General features: G+C 66.4%; 13 protein-coding genes and 2 pseudogenes. 8 read left to right on the top strand and 7 right to left on the bottom strand.

The genetic code is table 11. The features are described from left to right. Positions 1–59 precede the first annotated feature (59 nt). The 3 genes from E0W60_RS32340 to E0W60_RS32330 all read right to left on the bottom strand — a co-directional run bounded on the left by E0W60_RS32340 (position 60) and on the right by E0W60_RS32330 (position 3,515). Positions 60–1,337 carry a Zn-dependent hydrolase gene (locus E0W60_RS32340; RefSeq protein ID WP_135706910.1) on the bottom strand — a complete coding sequence of 426 codons (1,278 nt, stop codon included), beginning with the start codon at positions 1,335–1,337 and terminating at the stop codon, positions 60–62. Then, positions 1,334–2,560 (bottom strand): diaminopropionate ammonia-lyase, encoded by a 1,227-nt coding sequence (locus E0W60_RS32335; RefSeq protein WP_135706909.1) that lies wholly within the window; start codon positions 2,558–2,560, stop codon positions 1,334–1,336. The genes E0W60_RS32340 and E0W60_RS32335 overlap by 4 nt, the downstream gene beginning before the upstream one ends. Before the next feature lie 70 nt (positions 2,561–2,630). Then, positions 2,631–3,515 (bottom strand): MurR/RpiR family transcriptional regulator, encoded by an 885-nt coding sequence (locus E0W60_RS32330; RefSeq protein ID WP_133092724.1) that lies wholly within the window; start codon positions 3,513–3,515, stop codon positions 2,631–2,633. 304 nt (positions 3,516–3,819) lie between these two features. Between E0W60_RS32330 and E0W60_RS32325 the strand changes: the two genes are divergently transcribed. The 4 genes from E0W60_RS32325 (at position 3,820) to E0W60_RS32310 (ending at position 6,860) form a co-directional block, all read left to right on the top strand. After that, on the top strand, positions 3,820–4,614 hold the full coding sequence (locus E0W60_RS32325; RefSeq protein ID WP_135706908.1) for a transporter substrate-binding domain-containing protein: 795 nt from the start codon (positions 3,820–3,822) through the stop codon (positions 4,612–4,614). Between the two features lie 69 nt (positions 4,615–4,683). Further along, the gene (locus E0W60_RS32320; protein ID WP_133092722.1) at positions 4,684–5,343 is read left to right on the top strand and encodes an amino acid ABC transporter permease; all 660 of its coding nucleotides are present in this window, start codon (positions 4,684–4,686) and stop codon (positions 5,341–5,343) included. A gap of 12 nt (positions 5,344–5,355) precedes the next feature. Further along, a complete protein-coding gene (locus E0W60_RS32315; protein ID WP_135706907.1) occupies positions 5,356–6,006 on the top strand; it encodes an amino acid ABC transporter permease in 651 nt (216 codons plus the stop codon). An 89-nt stretch (positions 6,007–6,095) separates the two neighbouring features. Further along, positions 6,096–6,860 carry an amino acid ABC transporter ATP-binding protein gene (locus E0W60_RS32310; RefSeq protein ID WP_133092720.1) on the top strand — a complete coding sequence of 255 codons (765 nt, stop codon included), beginning with the start codon at positions 6,096–6,098 and terminating at the stop codon, positions 6,858–6,860. Positions 6,861–7,044: 184 nt separating this feature from the next. Here E0W60_RS32310 and E0W60_RS32305 read toward each other — a convergent pair whose 3' ends face one another. After that, positions 7,045–8,568 (bottom strand): flavin-containing monooxygenase, encoded by a 1,524-nt coding sequence (locus E0W60_RS32305; RefSeq protein ID WP_135706906.1) that lies wholly within the window; start codon positions 8,566–8,568, stop codon positions 7,045–7,047. Positions 8,569–8,750: 182 nt separating this feature from the next. Here E0W60_RS32305 and E0W60_RS32300 point away from each other — a divergent pair, with 182 nt between their 5' ends. The 3 genes and pseudogenes from E0W60_RS32300 to E0W60_RS32290 form a co-directional block, all read left to right on the top strand. Further along, positions 8,751–9,191, top strand: coding sequence for a hypothetical protein (locus E0W60_RS32300; protein WP_135706905.1), 441 nt, complete (start codon positions 8,751–8,753; stop codon positions 9,189–9,191). Then, entirely contained in the window at positions 9,188–10,519 is a 1,332-nt protein-coding gene (locus E0W60_RS32295) for a GAF domain-containing protein (protein ID WP_346769564.1), read from the top strand. Before E0W60_RS32300 ends, E0W60_RS32295 begins: the two co-directional genes overlap by 4 nt. A 425-nt stretch (positions 10,520–10,944) precedes the next feature. Beyond that, positions 10,945–11,239: pseudogene (locus E0W60_RS32290) on the top strand (hypothetical protein); the annotation flags it as partial. Positions 11,240–11,381: 142 nt separating this feature from the next. Here E0W60_RS32290 and E0W60_RS32285 read toward each other — a convergent pair. Both E0W60_RS32285 and E0W60_RS32280 read right to left on the bottom strand, forming a co-directional pair. Beyond that, on the bottom strand, positions 11,382–12,464 hold the full coding sequence (locus tag E0W60_RS32285) for a maleylacetate reductase (protein WP_135706904.1): 1,083 nt from the start codon (positions 12,462–12,464) through the stop codon (positions 11,382–11,384). Between the two features lie 54 nt (positions 12,465–12,518). Further along, on the bottom strand, positions 12,519–13,523 hold the full coding sequence (locus E0W60_RS32280) for a tripartite tricarboxylate transporter substrate-binding protein (protein WP_167884661.1): 1,005 nt from the start codon (positions 13,521–13,523) through the stop codon (positions 12,519–12,521). A 195-nt stretch (positions 13,524–13,718) separates the two neighbouring features. Between E0W60_RS32280 and E0W60_RS32275 the strand changes: the two genes are divergently transcribed. After that, entirely contained in the window at positions 13,719–14,672 is a 954-nt protein-coding gene (locus E0W60_RS32275; RefSeq protein ID WP_135706902.1) for a LysR family transcriptional regulator, read from the top strand. A 125-nt stretch (positions 14,673–14,797) separates the two neighbouring features. Here the strand turns inward: E0W60_RS32275 and E0W60_RS38450 are convergent. Continuing rightward, positions 14,798–15,268 (bottom strand): annotated as a pseudogene (locus E0W60_RS38450) (hypothetical protein); the annotation flags it as partial. Positions 15,269–15,597 lie beyond the last annotated feature (329 nt).

The following is a 15,597-nucleotide window of genomic DNA, read 5'->3' as shown; positions in this document are numbered from 1 at the left end:
TGACTCCTGAAATTCGGGGGAAGAGAAGGTGTTGGATCGGGGGACCGTGCCCGGGTCGTTCAGGGACGGTTGGCCAGGCTGACGACCACGCGCATCAGCAGCTGCGCGCCCCGCACCAGGTCGGCCGCTTCGGTGAACTCGCGAACATTGTGGCTGAGTCCGCCCACGCTGGGAACGAAGATCATGCCCGCAGGGCAGACGCGCGCCAGCATCTGCGCGTCGTGGCCCGCTCCGCTCGGCATCCGCGTGGTCGACAGGCCTAGCGCGTCGCTGTGCCGCTGCACCAGGTCGGTCACCAGCGGGTCGAACGCCACCGGCTCGAAGCGCGCCAGCGAACGCCGGCGCAGCGCGACACCTTCCGTCGCGCAGGTCTGGTGCGCGAAGGCGAGCACCTCGGCTTCCGCCTGCGCGAGCGCCGTGACGTCGGTGTTGCGCAGATCGACGGTAAAGGTCGCGCGGTTCGGAATCACGTTGACGAGGTTCGGCTCGAAGCGGATCGCGCCGACCGTGCCGATCTGGCGGCCGCCGTAGCGCAGCGCCAGATCGTGCACGAAGGTGGCGATGCGTGCGGCGCAGTAGCCAGCGTCGTGCCGCAGGGCCATCGGCGTGGTGCCGGCATGGTTGGACACGCCTTCCAGCACGAATTCGGTCCAGCTGATTCCCTGCACGCCTTCAACCACGCCAATCTGCACGCCCATGCGCTCCAGCACCGGGCCCTGTTCGATATGCAGCTCGACAAAGCTGTCGACCTCGGGCCGGCCGACCGGCGCATCGCCGCGATAGCCGATTCGCTCCAGTTCCGCGCCGACCGTGCTGCCGTCGATGCCGCCTGCCGCGAGCGCTTCGTCGAGCGGCATGCCGCCCACGAAAACCAGCGAGCCCATCATGTCCGGCTGGAAGCGGGCGCCTTCCTCGTTGGTAAAGAAGGCGATCGCCAGCGGGCGGCGCAGCCGCACGCCGGCATCGCGCAGCGCAGCGACCACTTCCAGTCCGGCCATCACGCCATAGTTGCCGTCGTACCTGCCGCCAGTGCGTACCGTATCGATGTGCGAGCCGACCATCACCGGCGGCAGGTCTTCATGGCCGGCATGAATCGCGACGCCGTTGCCGATGGCATCGATGGTAACCTCCATGCCGAGCGCGCGCATTTGCGCGACGGTCCAGTCGCGCCCCGCGCGGTCGGCGTCAGTCAGCGCCAAGCGGCAGACGCCGCCGCCGTTGATGGCGCCATGCGTATTCAGTTCGTCGAGCCGGCGCAGCAACCGCGCGCCGTCGATGCCCGGGAACTCGGTGTCGAGCGCCGTGCGGCCGCTGTCCGCGCTAAGGTTCGTTGTCATGCCTGCGCTCCCGCGCGCACGGCGTCGGCACTGCGCCCGACCAGCCGCGCGTACAACCCGGCATCGGTATCGGCCTCGCTGCCAACGAACAGCAGGCGGCTGCGCGCGCCGAGGCCCAGCGCTGCACGCGCTTGCGGATCTTGCATGCCCGCAATGGCGGCTGCCAGGCCCGCTACCGCGGATTCGCCGGCGACGATGGCGGGATCGCCATCAGCGGGATTCGCCAGCAAGCGCATCGTCGCCACCGCCGCTCCGTCATCGATGGTGCAGAAGGCATCCGCGCCGTGGGCCAGCACTTCCCACGCCAGCAGTGACACTTCTCCGCAGGCGAGGCCCGCCATCAGCGTATTGAGCGTGCCGGTCACCGCCGTCACGTGGCCGGCGCGCGCGCTGCGGTACAGGCAGTCGGCCGCGTCCGGCTCGACCACCACGAATACCGGGCGCTGCGCTGCGTTGCGTTCCCAGAAGTAGGCGCAGACGGCGGCGGCGAAACCGCCCACGCCGGCCTGGATGAAGACGTGCGTTGGCCACTCGGGCAGCGCGTCGACGGCCTCGGCCACCATGACCTGGTAGCCCTGCATGACATCTCGCGGGACGTCCATGTATCCGGGATACGAAGTGTCGGAAATCACGTGCCAGCCGCGTTCGCGAGCGTCGCGGTCGGCCTGCTGGACCGCCTGGTCGTAGTTGCCCGTAGTCCGTACCACGGTCGCGCCGACCTGCTCGATCGCCGCCTTGCGTCCTTCGCTGACGGCGGCGTGGATGTAGATCACGCAGGCGCAGCCGAACCGCCGGGCGCCCCATGCGACCGAACGCCCGTGGTTGCCATCGGTGGCGCAGGTCACCGTGTAATCGGCGCACAGCGCGCGCAGTTCGGGCGAAGTGAGGGCGGCAGGGGTCAACGCGCGGCCGATCCGCTTGCCGATCTCGCGCGCCAGCAGGCGGCCCACCGCATAGGCGCCGCCCAGTGCCTTGAAGCTGCCGAGACCGAAACGCGTGCCTTCGTCCTTGTAGTGGATCTTGCCGACGCCCAGCGCGGCGGCCAGCGCCGGCAGCGCATGCAGTGGTGTTGGCCGGTAGCCCTCCCAGGCGGTGATGGCGCGTTGCGCGGTGGCCAGCGCCGGCGCACCGAGAATGGCCTCGCGCGTGCTGCCATAGTCTTCGCTGCGGGTGCGCGCAGGGTTGACGAAAAGATCGAGCTTGAGCTGCGGTAACGTGGACATGGGACTTCCGGTGTTGACAGGAGAGGGGGTTGCGCGAGCCGACTCGCGCTGTATTCGGGATGCGGGGCGCTCACGCCTGCAGGTCGAGATCGTCGAGCAGGTCATGCGCGCGTTCGACCCGCGCCATCCGCGCACGCGCGCGCTTGCGGGCGCGCCGCGCCATCGCGGTGGCGAGGTAATTGACGAGGCTGGTCGCGGCTACATAGGAGTCGAACACCTGGTCGCCATGGTGCGAGCAGCGCAGCACGGCGGTGGCGTGCGTGGTCAGCGCGGAGACCGGGGCATCGCTGAGCAGGATGATCTTCGCCCCCGCCTCGGTGGCCAGCGTGACGATCGGTGCGAGCCGGCGCGCGCGGCGCCGGAAATCGACCGCGAGCAGCACGTCCTTGCTGTCGATTTCCGCGATCAGTTCGGCATCCTTGCCGGCCTGCTCGTTGAGCAGGTAGACCTCCGGCCGTACCTGCGACAGCAAGGCATTGGCATAGAAGGCCAGCATGAAGCTGTTGCGATAGCCGACCACCCAGACCCGGCGCGCATCGGCCAGTTCGCGCAGGGTGGTATCGAGTACCCGTTCGCTGAGCTGCTCCGGCAGGGCGGCCAGGCGGTGCGCGTCGAGCTGAACATGTGCCTGCAGTCCGGCGAGCGCGGGTAAAGCCACACCAGTGCGAGCGCCACGCGGGGTGGCAGCGCGACCCATCTTTGCCAGCGGAGACTGGCTGGCGCGCTGGTCGCGCAACGCCTGCCGGAACGCGCCGAAGTCGGCATAGCCGAGCCGCCGGAAGAAGCGGGCGGCGCTCGCCTTGGACACGCTCGCCAGGTCGGCGAGCTCGGTAGCGGAGTATCCGAGCAACTCGGATTTGCGGCTGAGCAGTACGTCGGCGAGCTTCTTGTCGGTTCCGGAAAACTCACCGTAGCACTGGATGATCTGCGCTTCGAGCGCGTCGTAAGTGTTCATGTCGGAGCGATCGATTGCGATACCTGGGTCTCGTTCCGGCTGCACCGGTTTGGCGCCGTCTCGCACAGTTATGGAACCAGAGTTTCTCTATTTGTAGCATGTGAAACTACTGTTCCACGTTTCGATCTTTCCCCAGCAAAGACGATGCCAACTGCCACCATGGCTTGCCTGATCTCGCGTAATCCGTCGAATCTAAAGAGAGTGTTATCTCTTCCTGGTTCCGGGCGACGCTTCAAGGAGTCGTGGCATGCATCTTGCGAATTGGCCCTTCGTTCTCCTCGACCGACTGAAGAAAGGGTGTTTTATGAAACGCAGACAGTTCACCGCCATTGCCACCGTCCTCGTCACTGCCGCCCTGGTCGCCATGGCGCCTGCGCAGGCCGACGATTCCCTGACCGCGGTGATGGCGAAGAAGTCGATTGCAATCGGCATCCCGGTCGACTTTGCGCCGTATGGCTTCATGGGCCCCGACCTGAAGCCGCAGGGTCTCGATGTGGCCGTGGCGCAGATGATTGCCGACAAGATGGGGGTCAAGGCCGACCTTGTGCCGGTCAGCACGCCTAACCGCATTCCCTATCTGCAAACGAAGAAGATCGACCTGATCGTGTCGGCGCTGGGCAAGAACGCCGAGCGTGCCAAGGTGATCGACTTCACGATCGCCTATGCGCCGTTCTACCAGGCGGTGTTCGGGCCGAAGAGCCTGAGCATCAAGAGTTTTGCCGACCTTGGGGGCAAGACCATCGCTGTGACGCGCGGCACCATTCAGGACGACGTGCTGCAGCAGGTCGCGCCGCCCACGCTGAAGATCCAGCGCTTCGAGGATGACAACTCGACGGTGGCCGCCTTCGTGACGCAGCAGACCCAGCTGGTTGCCACCGGGGCTGCGGTCGCCGCCATGGCGATCCAGAAGTATCCGAAGGTGGACGCCGAATACAAGCTGCTGCTGAAGGACTCGCCTAACTTTATCGGCGTGCGCAAGGGCGAAACCGCACTGCTGGCCAAGGTCAACGAGATCCTGCGCCAAGCCAAGGCCGACGGCACGCTGGGTAACTATGCGCAGCGCTGGCTCGGCCGCGGCACCGGCGAGCTGCCCGAATAAGGCCCTGCCAAGACCGCGGCGGCGCGCGCCGTCGCGGGTTCCACCTTCGCTTCTGTGTGGCTGTTGCGTATGATTTCCTTTGATTTCGGGCCAGTGCTCTCGCAATGGCCGATGCTGCTGCAGGGCCTCTTCCTGACCGTTCTGCTGACGGCATTCTCGGCAGTCGCCGGCACCGTGCTCGGCATTGGGTGCGCCTGGTCGCGCCTGCACGCGCCGGCGTGGGTGCGCGCCATGGTCGGCGGCTATGTCGAGGCGATCCGCAACACCCCTTACATCATTCAGCTGTTCTTCGTCTTCTTCGGCCTGCCGACGATTGGCGTGCGGCTGACGCCCGAGGTGGCCTGCGTGTTGTCGATGACGCTCAACCTGGGCGCCTACGCCTGCGAGATCATCCGCGCCGGCCTCGAATCCACGCCGCGCGGGCAGATCGAAGCCGCGCAGAGCCTGGCGCTCGATCGCTGGCAGATCTTCACGCGCGTGGTGCTGCCGCCTTCGCTCAAGCGTGTCTGGCCAGCACTGGTCGGCCAGATCATCATCGTGATGCTGGGCTCGTCGGTCTGCAGCCAGATCTCCGCGGAGGAAATGTCCTATGCGGCAAACCTTATCGCCAGCCGCACCTTCCGGAACTTTGAAGCTTATATCGCCGTTGCCGTCGCGTACCTGGCGCTGGCCGTTGCGGTGCGCCAGGCCCTGAACTGGATCGGGCCGCGCTTTTTGTTCGGACGCTGACAGGAGACGGCCATGATCGAGTTTTCACTGTGGGACATCTTCCGCAACCTGCTGCTGGCGTTGCGCTGGACCGTCGGACTGTCGCTGATTGCTTTCGTCGGCGGCGGCGGCGTCGGACTGCTGCTGCTGGTGGCGCGCATTTCCCGGGTGCCGGGGACGGGGCGCGGCATTGCGTTGTACGTGCAGCTGTTCCAGGGCACGCCGTTGCTGATGCAGCTCTTCCTGGCCTATTTCGGGCTGGCGCTGATCGGCGTCGAAACCTCGGCGCTGTTCGCCGCCGCATTGTGTCTCACGCTCTATGCCAGCGCCTACCTGACCGAGATCTGGCGCGGCTGCGTCGATGCGATTCCGCGCGGCCAATGGGAAGCATCGGCCAGCCTTGCGCTGAACCTGCGCGAGCAATTGCGCTACGTGATCCTGCCGCAGGCGGCCCGCATCGCGGTGGCGCCGACGGTGGGCTTTATGGTGCAGGTCGTCAAAGGCACTGCGCTGGCTTCGGTGATCGGCTTCGTCGAAGTGACCAAGGCCGGGCAGATGATCTCGAACGCGACCTTCCAGCCCTTCTTGGTCTATAGCTGCGTCGCATTGCTGTATTTCGCACTGTGCTTCCCGCTGTCGCTCTGGAGCCGCAGGCTCGAACGCGGCTGGCAGGCGCATGTCTGAATCCGCAGATAGAACCGCGACGGGGGCTCGCACCGAGCCCCCCACCCACGCCTACCAAGCCTTAGCAAGGCTCTCCAAGCTGCATATCCATGTCCACATCACACGCCACCACCCAGCCATTTGCTCTCGTCGATGTCGAGGGCCTGCATAAGCAGTATGGCGACAACGAAGTCCTGAAGGGCATCGACTTGCAGATCGGCCGGCGTGAGGTCGTCTGCATCATTGGCCGCAGCGGTTCTGGAAAGAGCACGCTGCTGCGCTGCCTGAACGGGCTCGAGACTTTCCAGCAAGGCAAGCTGTCGATCGACGGCCAGGTGCTGCGTCACGGCGACGCGAAGACGATGCGCGAACTGCGACAGAGCGTCGGCATGATCTTCCAGAATTTCAACCTGTTCCCACACCTGACCGCAGGCCAGAACGTGATGCTCGCGCCCACGCTGGTCAAGGACGTGCCGAAGGCGGATGCGCGCCGGCGCGCGCAGGCACTGCTGCAGCGCGTCGGCCTCGGCGAGAAGTTCGACAGCTACCCCGACCAGCTCAGTGGCGGACAGCAGCAGCGCGTGGCGATCGCCCGCGCGCTGGCGATGGACCCGGCCGTGCTGCTGTGCGACGAAATCACTTCGGCACTGGACCCGGAGCTGGTGGGAGAGGTGCTGAGTGTGGTCGAGTCGCTCGCCGCCGACGGCATGACGCTGATCATGGTCACGCACGAGATGAACTTTGCGCGCAAGGTCAGCGACCGCATCGTCTTCATGCACCACGGCAGGGTGCACGAGACCGGCACCCCTGAGCAGCTGTTCGGCGACCCACGGACGGCGGAATTGCAGCAGTTCCTGTCGGCCATGCACGGCTGATCCGCGGCGCAGCTGCCCGAACTGCTGAACACCGGTGTGATCGAAGGCTTTCTTCCTCGAAGTCGAGGCCGCCTTCCCCGGAGCGCCACGACGAACCAGGTGGCGTTCGCCGCGTCGGGCCCCTCGCGGCCCGGACGTACAGCGCGCGTGGGTGACTGGACTGGCTGGCGACGCGAGGCGCGGTTCAGGCGACGGCGGCTTCCCGGCTGCCGATCAAGCTGCGCAACCGCAGCTCCTCGGGCGTAAACTCCGGGCCGCGTATTGCCCCGAATGCCTGAGCCGCTGCCAGCGTCCGGGTCGGCGCGTCGTTCAGGCGGTCTGGGCCTTGCAGGCGGAACGAGACCGGCGACAGGGGGCCGAACAACAGCGCGCGTTCGAGCTCGGGCCAGCGCGCCAGATCGGGCTCCGCGCCGATCTGGCGCGCCAGCGAAACCGCAAGATCATGTAGCACTGGCTGCTGCCCGCGCTGCCGCATCGCCCGGCACGCCGCCAGCCCTTGCGCCATCTGTGTCGGCGACGGCATGGGTGCCAGGCCGGCCAGCGTGTAGGCAATCCAACGGGCCTGCAGTTCGAGCACCGGCAGATAGGGGCCGACCAGGTTGTAGAGGCCGACGAAGGCCAGTCCCCGGAGGTTCGGGTGAAAGGTATGAGCGTGCAGGTCTAGCCCCCTGCCGTCGTAGTTCAGCGTGCGTGCAATGTCTGGCGCCAACCACGGCACCGACAGGCCATAGCCGGTTCCGAAGAGAATCGCATCGGGCGTTGCGACAGTGCCGTCGGTAAAGCGCACGGTGCCCCCGTCGATGCGGTCGATCCAGGGGCGCACGGTAACGCGGCCTTCGGCCACCGCCGGCAGGAATCCCTGTGACTGGGAGATGCCCGCCGCGAACACATTGGCATCGGGCACTGGCGCCCCAAACTGGTCGGGCGCGCCGCCGGCCCGAAGCACGGCCGCCTTCAGGCTATCCGCTAGCGCCTCGGCCGGAAGCGCCTCGCCCGCCAGCGCTGCCGCGCGGTGGAACAGCATATGTTCGGCCGGCACGCCTGCAATTAGCTTAGGGACAATATAACGCTGGCGGCGGTAGGCTGCTGTGACGTTTGCTCCGCCAAAAGCGAGATCAGAGGCGATTTCCAGGGCGCTGATCGAACAGCCGGCCACCAGCACAGAACGGCCTCGGTAAGGCTCAGCACCCTTGTAACGCGCGGTATGTGCGATACCGAGCGCGCCGGTAAAGTTCGCCATGCCAGGAATGTCGGGCAGTAGCGGCACGGCTTGCGCGCCCGTGGCCACGATTACCTGGCTGAAGCTCTCTTCGTGCATTCTGCTTGCACTGCGCGAGCGTAGCCGCCAGCAGCCGCCCTCCGCGGCCTCGAGGCGCTCGACACGCGTGCCGAAGCGGATGCAGCGCAGCAAATCGAAGCGGGCTGCATAGCGCTCCAGATAGGCAAGCATTTGATCCTGGCGCGGATACGTCGCGACATCTGTGCCATGGTCCAGGTCGGAGAAGGCCGACGTGACTCGGCTGGTGTTTGTGCGCATCCCGGACCAGGTCGCGCTGGCCGCGCTGCACAAGTTCCATTGACCGCCGAGCCGGTCGCCGGCCTCGAACAGGATCGGCTCGAAGCCGTGCTGCAGCAGCCAGCGAGCCGAGACCAAGCCGCCCGGGCCGGCGCCGATGATGGCAACCTGCCTGCTTTTCGGATGTTGCATGGTGGGACTACCCTTTTGTCGATGGTCCCAACGTTATAATCTGCCACACAAAATAACGTCGCTAAAAAGTTGCTAAGCGGCTTGTCGTACTTCCTAAGTTGTTCCTAACCGTTTGCGAAGCGAAGACAATCCGGGCCAATATGCGGCTATCAGACGAGATCCTGGACTTTATCGCGAGCCCCGTGATGATCATCGTGGGCACGCGAGACCAGGCCAACCGCCCCTCGATCGCTCGCGCGGTCGGTGCTCGCGCGATCAACGAGGAAATCGTCGAGGTCATCGTGTCCGCCTGGCAATGGCCGGAAGCGATGGACAACTTAGCCGCCAACGGGCAGGCCGCCGTCACCTTTGCTCGCCCCGCGGACTATGTCTCCTATCAATTGAAAGGCTTCGCCCAGCTCCGCGCGGTCGATTCCTCAGACGTGGAGCTTTCCCGGCGCTACCGGGCCGACATCTATGCTTTGTTCGGCGGCCTCGGACTGCGGCCCGAACTGGTCTCGCCGTGGCTCGCGGATCGGGAGCTGACGGTCGCACGGCTGCATGTGCGCGAGGCCTACATCCAGACCCCCGGGCCAAAGGCAGGCACCGCCGCAGACTCACCCACGGCTAGGGGTGCGGGATGATGCCACTGCGCGACCTCGACGACTGCTTCGAAGGCGTGATCCCCTCGATCATCGCCACAACTGCGGCCGACGGCACGCCCAATATCTCCTACCTGTCGCAGGTGGTGATGGTGGACGACGCGCATATCGCCATCTCCAACCAGTTCTTCGCCAAGACCGCCGCCAATATCCGCGCCAATCCGCATGCCTGCCTGCTGCTGGTCAGCGCCCGCCACGGCGGTCAGTACAAGCTGGATATCACCTGGGTTTCATCCCGCGACGAAGGGCCGCTGTTCAAGCGCGTGGCAGACCATTTGCGGGCCAGCAGCGCCCAAGTCGGCATGGCGGGCATCATGCGTCTCAAGGCCATCGACGTGTTCCGCGTCGATGACATCGTACCTGTGGTTTCTCCCGCGGGGACGGATCATGCGGGCGACGCATCGCCGGCGCCCGATCTTGCCGTCCTCGGCCAGGTGATGAAAACCATCAGCGCACAAAGCGATACGGAAGGCGTAATGGGTGCAGTGCTCGATGGCTGCGCGCAATTGGGATTCCCGCATGCCATCGTGCTGCAGAGCGACCCAATCCGACGCCTGCTTACCACCGTGGTCAGCCGCGGCTACGGCCGCTCCGGCGTTGGTTCCGAAGTGGCATTCGACGAGGGACTAATTGGCATCGCCGCCGTCACCCGGCGACCGGTGAAAGTCAATGACCTGAGCCGGATTCGGCGGCTGGGCAACGCGATCGAAGCCGCCAGCCCCGCCGACGAGAACCGCACCCGCATCATCGTGCTGCCCAGCCTGCCCGACGCCATGAGTCAGATGGCCGTCCCCATGCTGGCCCAGGACACGCTGCGCGGCGTGTTGTTTGTGGAAAGCTCGGAGCGGATCGCCTTTCGCACGGCACATGAAACGACACTTGAAATGATCGCCAGCCAGTGCGCACTGGCTCTGGCGCTCTGCGAAGCGCTGGTCCCGGATGCCCGCCCGTCAGTGCTCCGCACGGTGCCCGGACTGCCAGATGATCGCGTCATCCACGTGACGCACCACGCTGTTGACGATAGCGTCTTCATCGACAACGCCTACGTTATAAAGGGCGTCGCGGGACGCCTGCTGGCCTATATGCTCGGCGTCTACATCAACGAAGGCCGGAACGCGTTCAGCAACCGCGAGATCCGACTGGCGGAGGCGCTGCGGCTACCGGAGATCAAGGACAACCTCGAAACGCGGATGCTGCTGCTCCGGCGGCGGTTGGGCGAGAAGAATTTGCCCGTGCAGTTAATTCATGCGGGGCGGGGGCAGGTCCGGCTGGTTGTGGATGGGGTGCCTGTGCTTATGAGGGCTGGGTGAGCGGCGAAATGTTGGTGCTGGCATGTCCGGACCCTGCCGGCATGCGCAACGGCGCCTCACAGACCGCAGACCGGCCAGTTGCGCTTCTTCGGCGACTACGCTTGCGCTCGGCAACCTGGCTGTCTTTGTCTCACATAGTGAAGAGTGGCTTTATTTTCCATGTCGCTTCCCCTTGTTCAACGCGATGCGTCGGGGATGCAGGAAGGTTAGGCGCGATCGCCGCCGGCATGAATGGCATATCCGTGCAATCCAGCGTTGCATCGCGCGCAAGGCGGCGGCTGCAGCGTCGGGGCCGCCGCCTGCCGCCGCCGGTCGTTGCTGTTGCCGCAAAGCGCTCTTGCTTTGCCGTCCCATTCAGCGATCACGCACGGCCCTCTACCATGGCTGCATCGGATCGCACATCGGACCGCATATTGGAGCCAGACATGGAAGGCAATCTTTCCCTTGATGCAGAACCAGCGGCATCTGTCGCGCCGGACCCGGCGGCGCTCGCGCGCCCGCCCAGGGCCCTCGTCATCGGCGGCTCGCTCGGCGGCTCGTTCGCGGCAACCGCGCTGCGCGCGGTCGGCTGGGATGTGGAGGTGTTCGAGCGTTCGCCCTCCGCACAGAGCAGCCGCGGTGGCGGGATCGTGCTTCAGCCCGAGGTGATAGGCGCCTTTGCCTTTGCCGGCGTCGTCCCGCGGCGCGCTTGGCGTGCGCTCGCACGACCGGCTGTACTTGGGACCGACTAGCGGAGGGCGCGAGAATGACGGCGTGGGGCATTGGCATGGGCAACCGGATCATGGGTATCGCGCACGCCTGAGCACGGCTGGCGACCGTGGCGGTGTTGTCCGTGCGATGTGGCAGCCCCGGCCGCTGCCGTTCAGGCCGACGGCGCTGTGCCGGCGAATGCGTCTTCCAGCAGCTGGCGGATCCCCTCGCGTTCGAGCGGACGCGGATTCGGATACTGGTCGCGCAGCGCCAGCTCGCAGGCGCGATCGAGGTCCTCCGACGACAGTCCCAGTTCACGCAGCGACGTGGGCGCACCGAGCTTCGCCGCCAGTTCGAACACGGCGAGCGGACCGCTGCCGTGCCCGGCACCCAGTGCCTGTGCAATGGCGGCCATTGCCTCCGGCGCGGCAGGCGCGTTGTACGCCAGCGCATGGGGGAGCACCACCGTGTGGACCTCGGCGTGCGGCAGGTTGAAGGTCCCGCCCAATGTGTGGCAAAGCTTGTGATGCAGGCCGGCCGTCACGCTGCCGAGCACGGCCCCGCACAGCCATGCGCCGTAGAGCGCGTCGCTGCGGGCTTCGCGCAACGCCTCATCTGTGTGCTGCTCCGCTGCGGCAATGACCGGCAGGGCCCGGCCGAATGCTGCAATGCCTTCGCGTGACATCCACTGGCTAACGGGGTTACGGTCGGAGGCATAGAGCCCCTCCGCCGCATGGGCGATTGCATTCATGCCACTGGTCACGCTGATCGGGACGGGCAGGCCTAGCGAGAGGTCCGGATCGTAGAGGATGGTTCGTGGCAGCACGCGCGCATCGCGCCCCGTGCGCTTCAGGCCGGCATCGGTCAGACCATAGATCGGCGTCATTTCCGACCCGGCGTAGGTCGTCGGCACAGCGATGACCGGCAGTTCCGACTCCAGTGCGATGGCCTTTGCCAGCCCGATGGTCGAGCCGCCGCCAATGGCGACAGCGCAGTCGGCACCCAGCCGCGCGGCGTGCTCGCGCGCCAGGCGCGCTTGCTCGATCGGCACGTGCATCACGGCGCCGTCGAAAATCCCGGCGCTGCGCGCGCCCAGCACCGCCACCGCGCGTTCGGCAAGCTTGCGCTGGCCGGGCGTGCACAGCACCAGCGCGCTGCGCACGCCGAGGGCATCGGCTTCCTCGCCGAGCCGCGCCAGGCTGCCGGGGCCGAAGACGACGCGTTGCGGACGGGTCTGGTAGGCGAAAGGAACCATCGCGAAAATGCCTGTCAGGAAGTGGGTAAAGGCTCGATGCCAGCAGCAGGGCGTTCAATCGACCGCGATGTTGCGCGCCTTGATCAGCCGGCCCCAGCGCGCCGATTCATCCTGGATCAGCTTGTTGGTCTGCTGTGCGTCGCCGGCCACCACGTCGAAGCCGCCGTCAGTCAGCAGTTTCGCAATCGCCGGATCGCGCAGCGTCGACGTCATGGCGCTGGACAGCTTCTCCAGCACTTCGGGCGGGGTCTTGGCCGGCGCGATCATCGCGACCCACGAATAGGCCTCGAAGCCCTTGTAGGACTCGGCTACCGCCGGCACAGCCGGCAGCCTCGCGTCACGCTGGCGCGAGGTCACGGCCAGCGCGCGCAGCTTGCCCGACTGCACATAGGGCAGTACCAGCGGCAGGCTCGCGATCATCGAGTCGACGTGGCCACCGAGCAGGTCGTTGATGGCCGGGCCGCCGCCCTTGTATGGAGTATGGATGCCGCTGGTGCCGGCGGCCTCGTGGAAGGCTTCGGCCACGAGCTGGTTCGAGCTGCCGTTGCCCACCGATGCGTAGGACACCTTGTTCGGCACGCGTGCCGCCGTCACGTAGTCCTGCACGGTCTTGTAGGGCGAGGCGGCGGGTACGACCAGCACCATCGGCGAGCGCACCATATAGGAAACGCCTGTCAGGTCGCGGTGCGAGGCATAGGGCAGCTTCGGGTAGAAATGCGGCTCGGTCGCAAAGCCGTCGAACACCATGCCGACGGTGTAGCCGTCCGGCGCGCTGCGCGCAATCTGCCCCGTGCCGATGGTGCCGCCCGCGCCCGCGCGGTTGTCGATCACCACCGTCTGCGCCAGCCGCCTGCGCAGGCCCTCCTGGACCTGCCGCGCGACCTTGTCGACGGTGCCGCCCGCGGCATAGGGGACGACGATCGTGACCGGCTTGGCGGGCCATGCATCCGCCCGCGCGAAGCCCGGCGCCAGCGTGCAGGCAAGCGTCAGCAACAGCGCGGCGGATGTTTGCGCGCGCGCCCGCGCCGCATGGAAAAGGGGGGCAAGGGCGGTAGTCATCGTGGAACTTGTCTCCATGGTCGGTACCTTCCGATCGTTCGTGTCGGCTTGTCGGTTTAGCAAATGACATGATGCTTCTGCTTTGCATTTCCTGCAAAAAGGCTTGCACCGCAGCGCATCGTGCCGATACTATGCGCTGGTTGCTGCAACGGGAAGCCTTTGCTTCCGCGCAACGCCTTTGCGGGAAATGCACAAATGGAATTTGTCCGTTTTGCCGAGAACCTGGCCACCTTCGTCGACGTGGCGCGCGCCGGCAGCTTTTCGGCGGTCGCCAGGCGCAAGGGACAGGTGGCGTCGTCGGTAGCGCGCCAGATCGATGCCCTCGAGCGCGAAATGGGCGTGGCGCTGTTCACGCGTTCCACGCGCGCGCTGGTGCGCACCGAGGCCGGGGACCTGCTGTTCGAGCGCGCCACGCGCATCCTGCAGGAGCTGAACGAAACGCGCGACGCCGTGACGGCGCTGGAACAAGGCGTCAGTGGCAGGCTGCGGGTTGCCTGCCTGCCGGCCTTCGCGCGACGCCATGTGGTGCCGCATCTTGGCAGCCTGTATGCGCAGTATCCGGGGCTGACCGTGGAGCTGGAGCTGACCGACCGTGTCGTGGATCCGGTGCTGGAGCGCTTCGACGTGGTCATCCGCGTCGGACAGCAGGCCGACAGCAGCCTGATTGCCCGGCGCATCGCCAGCCAGCGCTATATCGTCTGCGCAACGCCGGCCTATCTCCAGGTGCACGGCCGTCCCTTGCATGCCGAAGAGCTCGCGCATCACCGTCTGATCGACCGCGCCCACAGTACCAGCATGCGCGGATGGCGAGAAGTACTCAGGCCGGCCCATGCCGCGAGTGCCGCGTTTGCCATGGAGTGTGATGATTGCGATGCGCGCCGGCTGTCGGTGTTGCAGGGGCTCGGGATTGCGCTGATGCCGGACTGGTCGGTCGGCGAGGATATCGGTGCGGGCCGCCTGGTGGAACTACTGCTGGAGGGCGTGTTGCCGCAGGCGCAAGGCGGCATCCATCTGGTGCGGGCCGCGCCGCGCGCGCCGGCCAAGCTCAAGGCATTTTCCGCGCACCTGCTCCAGAGCATCGGCTCCCCGCCCCGCTGGCAGGTGGCGATGACGCGCGCCGGTGGTCCTGCCGGGCGCGATGCCGCGTGAGATGTCATTGCCGGGCGCCGCATGGCTGGCAGCAGCAAAGCCGGATCCGGCAAGGCCTGGCTTTTCAGCTGCAGAAAGGGATCCGGCGTCGCGGTGACCAGGCTGGCGAGGGCGGGTGCCAGGGTGTTGAGGGCAGCCACCTTCAGTACGCGGATCTCGATGTCCTGCATGGCACCTGGCGGCAGGGAGTAGCTGTGCCGCTGGCCGCTGCGGTCGCACAGCAGCGCGTCGAGCGCCGGACCCGGCGCGAGCCTCCGGTACCAGACCCAGTTCTGGCGCCGTTCACCGTCGCGAACGCTGCCGTCTTCGCCGAGGATGCGGTAGGTCAGAAGCTGGTGGCCGCCGCCATCCTGGAACGCGAAGGTGTCCTGCAGGAGCTGATGGGTTGACGCGAGCAGGACGCGCTCGGGCAGCACGCCTCGCCAGGCGGCGTAGCCGGCGTAGGCGGGCACGTCGCCGGGAAGCAGCCGGCCGCGCACGGCGGACACCGGACCGTCGGCGCCTACCAGCAGCTCGCCATGCAGGAAGGCGGCCGCGTCACCGCGTATTTTGCCTCCGGCCGCACCCAGCCAGTGCGCCGAGGCACTGGCCAGCATCTCGGCTTCCGGACAGGTTGATCAACGTGCCAATGGTTTCAGCGGACACTTCGGCCTGCGGTAACTGAGTAGAGGGGGCATTCATGCTTTGCCTCGCAGATGGTGTCGGAACGGACGTGCATTCGCGTTGACCGGCGACAAAAAAAGCGCCCCGAAGCAAGAGCCCCGCAAAATCGCGTTCCCGGTTCGCTGTCACCCCGCTTCGGGGCGCCATTGCACCGGCCGCCCCTTTCGGCGCGCATCATCGCGACTTGCCTGTTTGATTAAAGGCCGCCTTTGGCCTGTGTGTTCCTTTACGCAATATGTGTGCCATAGCTCACGCAGGTCGC

The organism is Cupriavidus oxalaticus (genome assembly GCF_004768545.1).
In the GTDB taxonomy this organism is placed as follows: Bacteria; Pseudomonadota; Gammaproteobacteria; order Burkholderiales; family Burkholderiaceae; genus Cupriavidus; species Cupriavidus oxalaticus_A.
Note: the sequence above shows the minus strand (reverse complement) of the source record. Positions and strands in the feature narration are given on the sequence as shown.

What these genes read in the sequence shown, in the direction of transcription:
- E0W60_RS32340 (WP_135706910.1), bottom strand. Translation starts at nt 1,337, where the DNA reads ATGACAACGAACCTTAGCGCGGACAGCGGCCGCACGGCGCTCGACACC.
- E0W60_RS32335 (WP_135706909.1), bottom strand. Translation starts at nt 2,560, where the DNA reads ATGTCCACGTTACCGCAGCTCAAGCTCGATCTTTTCGTCAACCCTGCG.
- E0W60_RS32330 (WP_133092724.1), bottom strand. Translation starts at nt 3,515, where the DNA reads ATGAACACTTACGACGCGCTCGAAGCGCAGATCATCCAGTGCTACGGT.
- E0W60_RS32325 (WP_135706908.1), top strand. Translation starts at nt 3,820, where the DNA reads ATGAAACGCAGACAGTTCACCGCCATTGCCACCGTCCTCGTCACTGCC.
- E0W60_RS32320 (WP_133092722.1), top strand. Translation starts at nt 4,684, where the DNA reads ATGATTTCCTTTGATTTCGGGCCAGTGCTCTCGCAATGGCCGATGCTG.
- E0W60_RS32315 (WP_135706907.1), top strand. Translation starts at nt 5,356, where the DNA reads ATGATCGAGTTTTCACTGTGGGACATCTTCCGCAACCTGCTGCTGGCG.
- E0W60_RS32310 (WP_133092720.1), top strand. Translation starts at nt 6,096, where the DNA reads ATGTCCACATCACACGCCACCACCCAGCCATTTGCTCTCGTCGATGTC.
- E0W60_RS32305 (WP_135706906.1), bottom strand. Translation starts at nt 8,568, where the DNA reads ATGCAACATCCGAAAAGCAGGCAGGTTGCCATCATCGGCGCCGGCCCG.
- E0W60_RS32295 (WP_346769564.1), top strand. Translation starts at nt 9,188, where the DNA reads ATGATGCCACTGCGCGACCTCGACGACTGCTTCGAAGGCGTGATCCCC.
- E0W60_RS32285 (WP_135706904.1), bottom strand. Translation starts at nt 12,464, where the DNA reads ATGGTTCCTTTCGCCTACCAGACCCGTCCGCAACGCGTCGTCTTCGGC.
- E0W60_RS32280 (WP_167884661.1), bottom strand. Translation starts at nt 13,523, where the DNA reads ATGACTACCGCCCTTGCCCCCCTTTTCCATGCGGCGCGGGCGCGCGCG.
- E0W60_RS32275 (WP_135706902.1), top strand. Translation starts at nt 13,719, where the DNA reads ATGGAATTTGTCCGTTTTGCCGAGAACCTGGCCACCTTCGTCGACGTG.